12 protein-coding genes are annotated in these 12,007 nt (G+C 63.9%); 2 read left to right on the top strand and 10 right to left on the bottom strand.

The window, feature by feature from the left end; genetic code table 11:
* Positions 1-3: 3 nt before the first annotated feature.
* Complete coding sequence (locus QO010_RS22615) at positions 4-393, bottom strand: YciI family protein (protein ID WP_307352881.1); 390 nt, start codon at positions 391-393, stop codon at positions 4-6.
* A 178-nt stretch (positions 394-571) separates the two neighbouring features.
* On the opposite strand from QO010_RS22615, the gene QO010_RS22610 reads away from it, so the two are divergent.
* Positions 572-1,861: a hypothetical protein gene (locus QO010_RS22610; RefSeq protein ID WP_307352880.1), complete on the top strand. Its 1,290-nt coding sequence runs from the start codon at positions 572-574 to the stop codon at positions 1,859-1,861.
* On the opposite strand, the gene QO010_RS22605 is transcribed toward QO010_RS22610, so the two are convergent.
* From QO010_RS22605 to QO010_RS22575, 7 genes are all read right to left on the bottom strand, one after another.
* Positions 1,858-2,892 carry a hypothetical protein gene (locus QO010_RS22605; RefSeq protein ID WP_307352879.1) on the bottom strand — a complete coding sequence of 345 codons (1,035 nt, stop codon included), beginning with the start codon at positions 2,890-2,892 and terminating at the stop codon, positions 1,858-1,860. The two genes, QO010_RS22610 and QO010_RS22605, sit on opposite strands and share 4 nt — an antisense overlap.
* A complete protein-coding gene (locus QO010_RS22600; protein WP_307352878.1) occupies positions 2,885-3,487 on the bottom strand; it encodes a hypothetical protein in 603 nt (200 codons plus the stop codon). Before QO010_RS22600 ends, QO010_RS22605 begins: the two co-directional genes overlap by 8 nt.
* Before the next feature lie 68 nt (positions 3,488-3,555).
* The gene (locus QO010_RS22595; protein ID WP_307352877.1) at positions 3,556-5,574 is read right to left on the bottom strand and encodes a hypothetical protein; all 2,019 of its coding nucleotides are present in this window, start codon (positions 5,572-5,574) and stop codon (positions 3,556-3,558) included.
* A gap of 141 nt (positions 5,575-5,715) precedes the next feature.
* Positions 5,716-6,873, bottom strand: a complete 1,158-nt coding sequence (locus QO010_RS22590; protein ID WP_307352876.1) for an acyl-CoA dehydrogenase family protein — start codon at positions 6,871-6,873, stop codon at positions 5,716-5,718.
* Entirely contained in the window at positions 6,870-7,988 is a 1,119-nt protein-coding gene (locus QO010_RS22585) for an acyl-CoA dehydrogenase family protein (RefSeq protein ID WP_307352875.1), read from the bottom strand. The genes QO010_RS22590 and QO010_RS22585 overlap by 4 nt, the downstream gene beginning before the upstream one ends.
* A gap of 62 nt (positions 7,989-8,050) precedes the next feature.
* Positions 8,051-8,269 carry a helix-turn-helix transcriptional regulator gene (locus QO010_RS22580; protein ID WP_307352874.1) on the bottom strand — a complete coding sequence of 73 codons (219 nt, stop codon included), beginning with the start codon at positions 8,267-8,269 and terminating at the stop codon, positions 8,051-8,053.
* Between the two features lie 42 nt (positions 8,270-8,311).
* Positions 8,312-9,064 carry a TSUP family transporter gene (locus tag QO010_RS22575; protein WP_307352873.1) on the bottom strand — a complete coding sequence of 251 codons (753 nt, stop codon included), beginning with the start codon at positions 9,062-9,064 and terminating at the stop codon, positions 8,312-8,314.
* A 97-nt stretch (positions 9,065-9,161) separates the two neighbouring features.
* On the opposite strand from QO010_RS22575, the gene QO010_RS22570 reads away from it, so the two are divergent.
* Positions 9,162-10,031 carry a LysR family transcriptional regulator gene (locus tag QO010_RS22570; protein ID WP_307352872.1) on the top strand — a complete coding sequence of 290 codons (870 nt, stop codon included), beginning with the start codon at positions 9,162-9,164 and terminating at the stop codon, positions 10,029-10,031.
* On the opposite strand, the gene QO010_RS22565 is transcribed toward QO010_RS22570, so the two are convergent.
* Together QO010_RS22565 and QO010_RS22560 are read right to left on the bottom strand one after the other, a co-directional pair.
* Positions 10,028-10,792, bottom strand: a complete 765-nt coding sequence (locus tag QO010_RS22565; RefSeq protein WP_307352871.1) for a class I SAM-dependent methyltransferase — start codon at positions 10,790-10,792, stop codon at positions 10,028-10,030. The genes QO010_RS22570 and QO010_RS22565 overlap by 4 nt on opposite strands.
* 51 nt (positions 10,793-10,843) lie before the next feature.
* Positions 10,844-11,932 carry a YihY/virulence factor BrkB family protein gene (locus tag QO010_RS22560; protein WP_307352870.1) on the bottom strand — a complete coding sequence of 363 codons (1,089 nt, stop codon included), beginning with the start codon at positions 11,930-11,932 and terminating at the stop codon, positions 10,844-10,846.
* Positions 11,933-12,007: the final 75 nt, after the last annotated feature.

The following is a 12,007-nucleotide window of genomic DNA, read 5'->3' as shown; positions in this document are numbered from 1 at the left end:
CGGTCAGTCCGGCGCCTCGGTCTCGGGAAACGGCGCGCCGGGCAGGTAGCGCAGGATCGGGCGGATCTCATAGACCGCCGTGGGATTGACTTGCCGCAGCTCGCGAGCGACCGCGACCGCCTCGTCGATGCTCTCCCCCTCCACCACATAGAAGCCCAGCAGCTGCTCCTTGGTCTCGGCGAACGGCCCGTCCAGCACCACGCCCTTTCCCGGCCCCCGCAGCGTCAGGGCGTCCCCCGTCGCCCCCAACCGCGCCGCCGGCCCCAGCCGCCCTTCGGCGGTGAGGCGGTCGTTGAGCTTGATCAGGTCGGCCATCAGGGCGCTGTCCTCGTCGGGCGTCCAGGTCGCGACGGTGGCGGCTTCGTCGTGGTAGGCCAGGATGGCGTAGAGCATGTGGGGTTCCAGGTAATTGGACGGTCGACCTCCAACTTGACGGGGAGTCGGGGCAAGGCCAAGCGAGGCGACACTTTTCCGTCACCCTACTCGACTGCCGCATTGAGAATGCAAACCAGTGGTAGAACCGATTAACCAAGACGATCTATCTCGGGGGTGAGGCGGGGAGAGAGAGCCGATGACGATAGCTGAGTTTGATCCCCATGTGCGGTTTGAGGATTGGACGAGAACCCGAGTGCCGGCTGTCATCGGAACCAATTCAGGATCGGAGCCGCTAGCATTCCAGAACTGGCGCCGGTTCAAGGAAGCGTTCGTGCCAGAACTGGTCGAACGAGCGGTAAGAGAAACGGGTGAGGCGCTTGGCCGTCCGGTAATAAATTGTCTGGATCCCTGCGCGGGGTCGGGCACCACGCCGCTCGCCTGCCAGTTTCTGGGCGTCGAGCCCATCGCGATTGAGGTCAACCCTTTTCTGGCCGACCTGATCGAAGCCAAGCTCTCGGTCGTGGATGCCGCGGTTGTTGCGAGAAGGTGTAGTGAGGTTATCGGCACTCAGCTTCACGTCGATCCAAATGAGCACTACGCGCTAGCACCAGCGACCTTCGTCGAGCCTGGTGTGGCAGATCGTTATCTTTTCCCGCGTGACGTTGCCGAGCGTCTAGCGAACCTTGTCCTTGCGGTCGAACAAGTGCCTGAGGTCAAGGTCAAGCGTCTACTACGCGTGCTACTCGGGTCGGCCGCGCTCGAAGTTTGCAATGCAACAGTCAGCGGGAAGGGCCGACGTTACAGGCAAAATTGGAAGGAACAGATGCGAACGGTCGATGAACTCGATCAAGCATTCGTCCAAGCCGTGGAGGGAGCCGTTTTCGATATAGCTCGCTACGCTCGGCGTCGGAATCTTTCCTATGATCTCCGCCGAGGTGACGCCCGCTTGGAAATCGCAAACATTCCAGAGATTGACTTAGCGGTTTTCTCCCCACCCTATCCCAATTCGTTCGACTATACGGACGTTTACAACATCGAACTATGGTCGCTCGGCTACCTGAAGGGCGGCAAAGACAACGTGGAACTTAGAAATTCCACTTTGCGCAGCCATGTACAAATCAAGCGTGACTTTGCCTCGGACGGCCTCTCTCTAGCAGTGCGGACTTCCGTTTCGAAGCTTCGAGCTGTCGATGGCCTCTGGAACAAAAATATTCCCGATATGATCGGGGCATACTTTGCGGATTTGGCGATCCTGCTGCGGGGAGTGCGTGAGAAGTTGGTCGCTGAGGGCCGGGTTTACATGGTTGTCGGTGATAGCAGATATGCGGGCGTCGACGTTCCCGTGGCGGAAGCAATTGCCGAAATGGCACCAAGCCTCCGGTATGAACTTATCGGGTCGGAACCGTTTCGTTCGATGCGTGTTTCGCCGCAGCAGGGTGGACGGGCCGAATTGGCCGAAACACTTATCGTTCTGGCGGCCGTCTAAGCAGCTTTCGGTCCCCCGGCTTTTCGCCACGCGCTAGGCGAATTGTAGATTGGAAATCGCCGTACCCGTACAGTTGCGAGGTGGTCGGGGTTCTGACCAATCAGTAACGGTGCAGTATCTCCACTAGGAGGGTTGCCAACGTCGTAAAGCGCAAGAGTCGCAAACGGAACGTGGATATCTTCCCTGTAGAAGTGCCCCTGACTAAGACCCTCCTCCGTCGCGGCATGGTCGGCGGTTTCAGGGCCTCGCAGAACCTTCAGCTCAAGAACTCCAACTAGGCGCAGCCCTCCGGATGGGGGCTTTTGCGTGAGTATCAGATCAGTCCGCCCTGCAGCGGTGTTGGTCTGTCGTAGCACCTTGACGGGTCGAGATTTTCCGAGAAAGTACATCCCAATTTGTCCTTTTAGTACCTTCTCAATTTCATCCTCTGCCTTCGAAACCAGCTTGCCTTTCGTCCACAAATTTACCGTCCCCCCGCTGGGGTTTTTGAGATTGTCGTCATAGGCTATATTTAAAACTTCACATAGATCATCTTGCGTTAAGTCATCGTCAGACACAGGGACCAAAAATCGTTGATGGATCGCGTCTCCCGATACGCCTTCTGGATAAACCGTAGCGGATCTCGCAACACCGTCCCAAAGGATCGTTGCGCGAGAACCGAAACCAGCCGCTTCAATTTGCTCAATCGCTGCCAGTATAGTTTTATCCGACAGGGGATGACAGCTACCGTTATTCGCGTCGCGGCCTGTCAGAACCATCTTTCCAGACATTGACCCGTGGCCGTCTTGCATATGTACTATGCGCGCAAAGCCGCCCTGGGCGCCGTCGGCCAACGGTGCATCGCTATAAATCAACGCGCACAGGTCACAGGCCTCTTCTCTGTGAGCAACAGCTCGAACAGCGGAAAGGATGAAGCGTGCTTGGTCGTCGAAGTCTAGCGGGATGTGGTCTAGGTCTTCTGCGGCAACCGCTTGAAGCAGCATCTCCTTCAGCGCGCTGCCGTTCAGCTGCTCGGCGAGAGTTTCAGCCATTTGCTGCTCGCCGGAGATATCGAACGTAGAGATTGACCTTTGCGCCGGGGCTCAGTGTTACACCAGCCTTTCCAAGTGTGTCATTGGCGAGCTCTTCGATTCTATCAGCTGACATGCGCGAGTAATTTCGCGCACGCCACTCGCCATAGTCAATTATCGTTCCTGCGTGGCCAGTGTCCCAGGTCACGTCAGCTTGAGTTGTGGCGTCAAGATCGTCATCTGGCACCGCGCCGAGCGCGTCAGCAAGTTCTCTAAAGAAGTCTCGCAGAGCGAGAAATTCCGGCAATTGATAGACGGCATTCAGTATTGACTGCGTAGCAGATCGCCGCAGGCAGAAGCTCGCGTCCAGATAGGCCCGCGAGGCCTCTACGACCGGCTGTAGTTGGACAACATCTACCAACCCCTGACCAACCAAGCGATCCAATTGCCACTGCAATTCTGGGAAATAAGGGCCAATGCGCCTCTTAAGAATTCGCCCCGATAGAGTGGAGAGGTCGTATATCGGACTTAGGACATCAGCTAGAAACGCGAGGGCGTGGAGGCGGGAAGTCGAAAGGGGCGCGATGACTGCATAGTCCGCTGCGTCTAGCAGCATCAACAGTCTCACGCGCCGGCGCACCTCTAGGCCCGACGTCTCTAGCCACCCGGTGAGTTCGTCGGTCGTCAATGGCCCGGTTCCCCTTGGCCATAGGGAGGAAAGAGGGCCCTATCCAATAAGTTCTTATATCGGTCCCCGACAAGCTCAACTGCGCTGGTCGGTGCAGCGAGTGTCAGTAGGTCGATGACACGATCTTTTCGCTCATCCCTAGGGATGACATGAGGTTCCGGATCGCCCTCTTGGGGCTCGTACGCTCCAAAAAGCGCAGGGATCATGTCGGCGTTCGTCAGGTTTGACGTCACGATTAGCCGGTTCTCAGTGTTGTCCCTGGTAAAGCGAGCAAGAAAAGCTCCGGCGCGTCTCATGAACAGCGCATCAAGGCTAGCCTCGGGCGCGTCAAACACCATAGACGCCGGCCCTGACTCCGCAGCCACCTCTACCAGCGCGAGGCGGAAAGCGAGGTCGATAAATTCGCCCTGAGACATGGATACTTCAGAACGGGTACGGCGGGGCATCGGCGCATCAAAGGTTCCAGATGTCATGCTCAGTTGAAAAGTTGGCCATTCGTATGATTGGCCACTTTCACCGATAGGCGCTCTTATGTATGCCAGTGTAATTTCTGCCCGTTCGACAAGGAAATCCGAAATTCTACTTCCAAATTTTTCCCTTATTTCATCGGCTTTTTGCTCAATCGACACCTTAAATTGATTAAAGACTTTTGAGAATTCGAGCTCTGCTGCGGTCTGATCTTCACGCAGGCCCTCAAGTGTTTCGCTTTGCTGAGCCACACGTTCCTTGAGAGCGGCAACCGCTGGTGGGCTGGGTGGTAGCGATCCTGCGATTTGTCTGATGCGTTTCTCGAGTTCAGACCGCTTCTGCAACTGACCGTCTAGTTCGATTTGAACTAAATCCCGTTGCTCCTCTTCGCGCTTTGCGTCGTCAGCGGCAACTTCCATCGACTGCTTGGCACCCTCCAGCCTAGCCTCTGCTTTTGCCAGCCTCGCTGCATCTACGGCGGTTGGAGGGACGATTGCTTCCTGGGCACTATGGTCAGCCCCACATACGAGGCAGCGCCCTTCGCTGATCGCCGCGACCCACCGATCGATGAGAGGGCCATCCTCTGCACCGCAGGCTAGGCATTCGCCATCGCCGATCAAACGGGCGATGACGTATCGGCTGGACTCATCAGACTTGGGAAAGGCGGCGGCGACACGCGCAAGCTTAAGCGCCTCGATCTCACGCAGAACGTCGTCGTAGTTGAACTTCGCCGCCTCATGGGTTGCCCGAGTTTCGGTCCTTGCCGCGTCTAAAGCCTGGCGGCGTTCGGCGAGGGCGAGAATGTTTTCGTTGTGAGCAGCCACGCCACTTTGGAGAGTGTGATACTCAGCGCTTAATGTGCCGGCAGTCGCGAGCGCCGCTTCATCTTTGAGAAGCTGCTTTCTGTCTCGATTTACGATGTATAGTAGGTTCCTGTATGCGCTATTGGCCGTCGCAACGGCCTGCGCGCGTTGAGACAGTTCATTTGCTTCCTTCGGAGCCATGAACAAAGCGCGTAGAGCGTTCCTTTGAGCAAAAGGACTCCACATCAATAACCCTCGGTTCTCAAACATGAAAACAATCAGGTTCATGATGAGAATGACGTCGGCGAGCCCCCCAACCTTCATAGAGGAAACCAGCGTCTGAGTGTAGTTTTGCTCGTCCGGCGTTTGTTCGGCCCCGTTGAGACGCCATTGAACGAGTGAAAGATCGTGCAGGGATCGTCTGACCTCAAACTGGTTCTCACCAATCGAGAAATGTACCTCGGCGAAGGCCGATTTCGCGCCATCAGCAACACGCCGTCGGAACCGGTCTACGTCCCGTCGCCCGACAATTTCCGGCTGCGGAACCCCAAAGTCATCGTTCCGAATAGCGGCTGGTCCAACGAGACCATGATACAAAATGAGCAGGAAGGTCGACTTCCCTAGTCCGTTGACACCCGCGACAAGGTGGAGACCGGGAGTGAATGTATGGTGGATGCCGGGAGCAGAGGGCGGGCCCGGATACATTTGATATCCGTCGACGGCGATATAGCGATAGATCGGCAATCGGACCGCCATATGCGCCGTAGTCTCCCTCTTTACCCTTGGCGACTTCACGCCCCCTAGTGCCAAGATTGCACCCGCGCATCCTATGCGCAACTCGCTACGAGCAACTCATCCGTCACGAGTAGGCGACTACAACTATCATCATCCCCCTCGCACCTCGCGGAACGCCACGTCCCGATCCACCTCCGGCTCCTTCGGCAACCCCAGCACCCGCTCCCCAATGATGTTCCGCTGGATCTGGTCCGTCCCGCCGCCGATCGAGGTGAAATAGGCGTTGAGGCTGAGGAAGTTGGCGTCCTCGGCTCTCGGATGATCCGGGCCTTCCAACAGGCTGCCGGCGCCCAGCATGGCCGTGCGCAGCCGGGCCTCCTCGTGGAGGATGCGGCTCATGGCCAGCTTGCCCAGGCTCATCAGCGAGGATGACGTGCCTTGGCCCAGGTCCGCCTTGGCCCGGGCGGTGTTGAGGGCGTTGAGCTGGCGCAGGGCGGTGACGCGGGCGAGGTCCTGGCGGATCAGGGGGTCGGCGAGGACGCCGGCCTCTCGGGCCAGAGCGACCATCGGGGCGGCCCCGCCGGCTTCCTTGGCGCCGCTGCGGGGGCCTCTGGCGGCCTCGCCCATGACCGAGCGTTCGTAGGCCAGGGCCGTCTGCAGGACGCTCCAGCCCTCGCCCTCGCGGCCCAGCAGGTTGTCGGGCGGGACGGCGGCGTCGGTGATGAAGACCTCGTTGAAATGGGCCTCATTGGTGATCTGGCGCAGGGGGCGGACCTCGACGCCCGGCTGTTTCATCGGCAGGAAGAAGAAGCTGATCCCCCGGTGCTTGGGCACGTCCCAGTCGGTGCGGGCGATCAGCATGCCGTAGTCGGCGGTGGCGGCGCTGGAGGTCCAGACCTTCTGGCCGTTGACCACCCAGCCGTCGCCGCTTCGATCCGCGCGGGTGCGGATGCCGGCCAGGTCCGAGCCGGCGCCCGGCTCGCTGTAGAGCAGGCACATGCCCACCTCGTTGCGCAGCAGTCGGCCGACCAGCTGGTGTTTCAGCGCCTCGGTCCCCTTGGCCAGCACGGTGTTGGCCCAGAGGTTGGTGCGGTCCTGGGCCGTGCCCGGGGCGCCGACGGCGGCGAACTCGCGCTCGATGATGCGGGCCTGGGTGTCGTCCAGGCCGCGGCCGAACCATTCGACGGGCCAGCGCGGGGCGGCCCAGCGGGCCTCGACCACCTTGGCCAGAAATCCAGCCCGCTCTTCTGGATTCCAGTTATCGGCCAGCCAGGCGCGGACCTCGTCGCGGAGTTGGTTGTCGGTCATGCCTGGGCCTCCAGGGCCTGAAGATAGCGTTCGCGATAGTGGTTGGAATTGCCGAACAGCTGCGCCCCGGCCCGGGCCCGGCGCAGGTAGAGGTGGGCCGGGTGGTCCCAGGTGAAGGCGATGCCGCCGTGCATCTGGATCGCCGTCGCCGTGGTCGTGGCGTAGGCGTCGGCGCAGGCGAAGGCGGCCAGGGCGATGGCGGCCTTAGCATCGGGGGCGTTCTCGGCCAGGGCGCGGGCGGCGTTGCGGGCCGCCGAGGTGGCCGATTCCGATTCCAGCAGCAGGTCGGCGGCCATGTGCTTGATGGCCTGGAAGCTGCCGATCGGCCGGCCGAACTGGATGCGGCTCTTGGCGTAGTCGACGGTCATCTCCAGCACCCGCCGCGCCCCGCCGGCCTGCTCGCCGGCCAGGGCGACCAGGCCCATGTTCAGGGCCGCCTGCACGGCGTCCCAGGCGGGGCCGGTGGCATCCAGCTTCTGGGCGGCGACCTTGTCGAAGGTCAGGCGGGCCATCCGCAGGGTGTGGTCGAAGGTCGGCAGGGCGGCGGTGTCGAGCCCACTGGCCTCCCGCTCGACTTCAAAGAGCGCCAGCCCGCCCGGACCGTTGGCGGCGACCAGCACCCGGTCGGCGGTCTGGCCGTCGGTGACGAAGCTGGCATGGCCGTCCAGCGTCCAGCCGTTGCCGGCCGGAGCGGCGGTCACCGCCATGCCTTCAGGGGTCCAGGTTCCGGCGTCGCCGGTCAGGGCGAGGGTGGCGATCAGCGAGCCGTCGGCGATGCCCGGCAGCAGGCGGGCCTTGGCCGCCTCGTCGCCGGCGGCGGCCAGCAGGGTGGCGGCCAGCACGGCCGAGGACAGCAGCGGCGAGCCCAGCAGCGCCGCGCCGGCTGCTTCCATCACCGCCTCCAGCTCCAATGGCCCCGCGCCGGCCCCGCCGTGGGCCTCGTCGACCAGCAGACCTGTAACCCCCATGGCGGCGATCTGGCCCCAGAGGGCGGGGTCGTAGCCGCTGGCGGTCTCCATGGTGCGCCGCACATCCTTCTCGGTGCAGCGGTCGGCCAGCAGGCGGGCGAAGCCGTCGCGCAGGGCTGTCCGTTCCTCGGGGCTGAGGCTTGCCATCCTGGTGTTCGTCTCCCGGTCGTTTCCGCCAGCCTAGGGCGGGGCGGCCGGCCCTGAAAGACTCACGTTGGGTCATCTTCCAGGTAGAACACCGCCTCCACCGGCCGGCCCAGCGCCCGGGCCACCTTCAGGGCCAGGGTCGCCGAGGGGGTGAAGACCCTGTTCTCGATGGTGTTGATGGTCTTGCGCGAGACGCCGACCTGCTCGGCCAGCTCGGCCTGGGTGAGGCCGGCCTCGTTGCGAAAGTCCTTCAGCCGGTTGCCCAGTTCACTGTCCGCCATAGGGCGGGTGTGCCCCAAGCGAAGTGTAACGTCAAGGTTACATCATTCCTTCAGCACTAGGCCAAGGAACTGGATCAGGTAGACGACCCCAATGCCGGTGACGATATAGCGGGTCCAGGTCAGAAAGCCCTTGTCGCTCATCCGATCCAGGATGCGCCCGCCGACCACGGTGCCCAGCATCGACAGCGGCACGGCGGCGACGATGACCCAATAGAAGCTGGCCGGCAGGCCTTTGGCGGCGATCAGCGGCGCGCCATAGACGACGATCTTGGCCAGGTGGGCGAAGACCTGGGTGGCGGCCTTGGTGGCGACGATCTGGTGGCGGTTCAGCGCCGTGCGCACGAAGAAGATGTCCAGCAGCGGCCCGGCCACCCCGGCCAGCAGGTTCAGTGCGGTGACCAGGAAGCCGGAGGTCAGGGCATGGAAGGGCTTGGCGGCGTCCAGCCGGATCCAGGCCTTGGGCAGCCACAGGATGCCCGGAACCAGGCCCAGGGCCAGGAACAGGAAGGGCTTTGAGGGCGTGAAGGAGAGGGTGGAGACCAGCAGGCCGGCGACGAAGGAGGCGATGGCGTAGAGGCCGACGATTTTCCACTGCACATGCTTGCGGTGCAGGACGGCCCGCCAGCCGTTGGCGGTCAGCTGGATCAAGCCATGGGCGACAAAGGCGGCGGAGACCGGCAGCACGATGGCCAGCGCCCCCATCAGCATCAGCCCGCCGGCCATGCCGAACACCCCCGACACCGCCGAGGTGATGAAGGCCACGACCAGGATGAAGGCCGCCGTAACGAGTGACATGAAACGCCCCTGTGCTGAGGGCCGCCCTATCGGCGCATCGGCGCCATAAGTAAAATACCGATTTGCAATCGACGTCATTTGCAATTCTTATTAATGCATGGACCTGCGCCAGCTCCGCTACTTTCTGGCCGTGGCCGACCGGGGCAGCTTCACCCGGGCGGCGGCGGCGCTGCATGTCTCGCAGCCGGCCCTCAGCCTGGCCATCGGCAAGCTGGAGGAGGACCTGGGGACGCGGCTTTTCGACCGGGGCGACCGCTTCGTGCGGGCGACCGAGGCGGGCGAGCGGCTGATCGGTCACGCCCGCGGCCTGCTGGAAGCCGCCGACCGGGCCCGCGCCTCGGTGGCGCCGGCGGCGTCCCCGGTCAGCATCGTGCGGCTGGGCGCCCCGGCCCTGCTGGCGAGCGCCTGGTTGCCAGGGGCCTTGGCGGCCTTCCTGGAAGCGCGGCCGGACGTGCGGCTGCAGGTGACCGTGGCCGGGGCCCGCATCGTCGAGGCCCAGGTGGCGGCCGGCGAGCTCGATCTGGGCCTGATCAGCGAATACCAGCCGTCGAGCCAGGTGGAGGTGACGCCGCTGTTCCAGGCGGGCCTGGGCGCCTGTGTCGCCGAAGGTCATCCGCTGGCCGGCAAGGCGTCGGTGACCTGGCCGCAGTTCCTGGCCCAGCCGCTGGTGCTGTTCCCGCGCGGCTATTACCAGCGCGACCTCACCGAAGCCCAGGCCGCCCGCCGCCGCGCCAGTCTCGATGTGGTGGCCGAGACCGACGCCATCCCGCTGCTGAAGGCCATCCTGCGGCTGGGCCGGGCGGCGGGGCTGCTGATGCCGATGGCGGTTTCGCCGGGCGAGGGCCTGGCGGTCATCCCGTTCGACACGCCGGCCCTGCTGCGCATCTCGGCCTGCCGCCGCAAGGGCGAGGGCCGGGCAGCCGTCGAGGATCTGCTGGCCCATCTGGTGGCCAGCGCGCCCGGCTAGGCCTTGGCGAGCACCAGCAGGTCGCCCTGGGTGCGCACCGTCTGCGGCTCGGTCTCCGCCGCCACCGCCGCGTCGAGCCTGGCAAAGCCGCGCTGGATGTCGTCCTCGCTCATATGCTCGAAGGTGGAGATGGCCCGCAGGGAGAGCCGCTCGCGGAAGTCCGCCAGACTGGGCGAGACGGAATGCTCGATGCGAGTCAACGAGACCTTGTGGAGGCCCACCCCGGCGAACAGCGCCTCGATCTCGGCGAGCGGGGGAAACATGCGCTTTTCTACCTCGCGCGCCTCGGGGAAGAAGCGGTGCCAGTGGATGTCGGGAAAGCGGTCGCTGAACGGGGTGTAGGTCAGGTAGCGGCCGCCGGGCTTCAGCACCCGGGCGATCTCGGCCGCCCCGGCCGCGCGATCGCGGACATGGTGGAAGGAGAGCATGGTCAGCGCCACATCGACGCTGGCGTCCTCCAGCGGGATGGCCTCGGCCCGGCCCGCCAGATAGGTGACGGCGGGGTGGGCGGCCTGTTCGGCGGCGACCTCCCGCATCCTGTCGGAGGGCTCGACCCCGTAGACCGGCCCGCCGAACACCTGCGCCAGCAGGGGGCTGAAGCGGCCCGTGCCCGAGCCCAGGTCCAGCACCGTCGCCGGACGCGTGGCGGGTCCCTGGGCGGCGAACATCTCGAGCCAGAGCTGGGTGGAGTCGGCGTCCAGGACGCGGCCCCTGGCGTACACCTTGTGTTGGTTTTCGTTGTAGTCGACGACCTTCAGCATCTTCGAACCCCTCTGAGTTCCGAGGCTGTCTAGCACGTCCTGAAAAGACGGCTAGCGTTGGGCGGCGCCAATCGTGTCGGCCATCTGGGCGCCCCGCGCGCCCAGCGGCAGGGGCTCGCCGGTGGTGGTGTCGCGGCCGGTCTGGTGTTCCATCTCTGCGTTGAGTTCGGCTCCGGCCAGCACGATGACCGCCGACAGATAGGTCCACATCATGAAGCCGATCACCGCCCCCAGCGGCCCGTAGGTCTTGTCGTAGTGGGCGAAGCTGCCCAGCCACAGCGAGAACGCCCAGGAGGCCGCGATCCAGAACAGGGTGACGAAGGCCGCGCCCCAGCTGATCCACCGCCAGCGCGCCCGCTCGCGGCTGGGGCCGTAGCGATAGAGCAGGGTGACCGCCCCCCAGATGGCCAGGGCCAGCAATGGCCAGATCACGGCACGGACCAGCTGCTGGGCCTCATAGCCGAACAGCACCAGGGCGGTCGGCACCGCCACCGCCGCGGCCAGCAATACGATGAAGAAGGCCAGCAGGCCCAGGGTGAAGGCGAAGCTGACCAGGGTCAGGCGGACGAAGCCGCGCTTCTCGGTCTCCTCATAGGCGATGTTCAGCCCCAGGAAGATGGCCTTGGCCGCTCCGTTGGCGCTCCATAGCGACAGGGCGAGGCCGGTGGCGAAGGTCAGCGACAGGCCGCCGGTGTGGGCGGCGGCGACCTGGACCATCTGATCGCCGACGAAGCGCACGGTGTCGGGCGGCAGGATCACCGCCAGGGTCAGGAACTGGTCGCGGGCGTCCTGGACGTTGGCGAACAGGCCGTAGAGGGCCACAAAGGCCGCGACCCCCGGGAAGAAGGCCAGCAGCGAATAGAAGGTGATCCCGGCGGCCACCAGGGTGATGTGATCCTCCTGGAACTCCTTCCAGGTGCGCTTGAAGATGTCGCGCCAGCCGCGCATCGGAATGCCGACGGGTGTTTCGGCGTGGCGGCCGCGGCCGGGCTCGCGCAGCGCCAGCAGGGGCGGGGCGCTGCGGCCGGCGCCTGCGCCGGTGAGCCGGCTCCTGGCGATCAGGCCCAGCGAGCCGATCAGCACGGCCAGCGCCACGGCGTCCACCGCCAGGCTCATCGCCTTGCGCCGAAACTCCGCCATCGCCGTCCTCTCCAGCCTCTGGAGGCTCAAAGCGTCAGGCGGGGCGGGGTTCCCGCCTGACGGAACCGACCTGGC

The organism is Caulobacter ginsengisoli (genome assembly GCF_030814835.1).
Taxonomy (GTDB): Bacteria; Pseudomonadota; Alphaproteobacteria; order Caulobacterales; family Caulobacteraceae; genus Caulobacter; species Caulobacter ginsengisoli.
Note: the sequence above shows the minus strand (reverse complement) of the source record. Positions and strands in the feature narration are given on the sequence as shown.

Coding starts and splice junctions, on each gene's coding strand:
- QO010_RS22575 (WP_307352873.1), bottom strand. CDS start 9,064: ATGTCACTCGTTACGGCGGCCTTCATCCTGGTCGTGGCCTTCATCACC.
- QO010_RS22560 (WP_307352870.1), bottom strand. CDS start 11,932: ATGGCGGAGTTTCGGCGCAAGGCGATGAGCCTGGCGGTGGACGCCGTG.
- QO010_RS22615 (WP_307352881.1), bottom strand. CDS start 393: ATGCTCTACGCCATCCTGGCCTACCACGACGAAGCCGCCACCGTCGCG.
- QO010_RS22605 (WP_307352879.1), bottom strand. CDS start 2,892: ATGGCTGAAACTCTCGCCGAGCAGCTGAACGGCAGCGCGCTGAAGGAG.
- QO010_RS22585 (WP_307352875.1), bottom strand. CDS start 7,988: ATGGCAAGCCTCAGCCCCGAGGAACGGACAGCCCTGCGCGACGGCTTC.
- QO010_RS22570 (WP_307352872.1), top strand. CDS start 9,162: ATGGACCTGCGCCAGCTCCGCTACTTTCTGGCCGTGGCCGACCGGGGC.
- QO010_RS22580 (WP_307352874.1), bottom strand. CDS start 8,269: ATGGCGGACAGTGAACTGGGCAACCGGCTGAAGGACTTTCGCAACGAG.
- QO010_RS22600 (WP_307352878.1), bottom strand. CDS start 3,487: ATGCTGCTAGACGCAGCGGACTATGCAGTCATCGCGCCCCTTTCGACT.
- QO010_RS22610 (WP_307352880.1), top strand. CDS start 572: ATGACGATAGCTGAGTTTGATCCCCATGTGCGGTTTGAGGATTGGACG.
- QO010_RS22590 (WP_307352876.1), bottom strand. CDS start 6,873: ATGACCGACAACCAACTCCGCGACGAGGTCCGCGCCTGGCTGGCCGAT.
- QO010_RS22565 (WP_307352871.1), bottom strand. CDS start 10,792: ATGCTGAAGGTCGTCGACTACAACGAAAACCAACACAAGGTGTACGCC.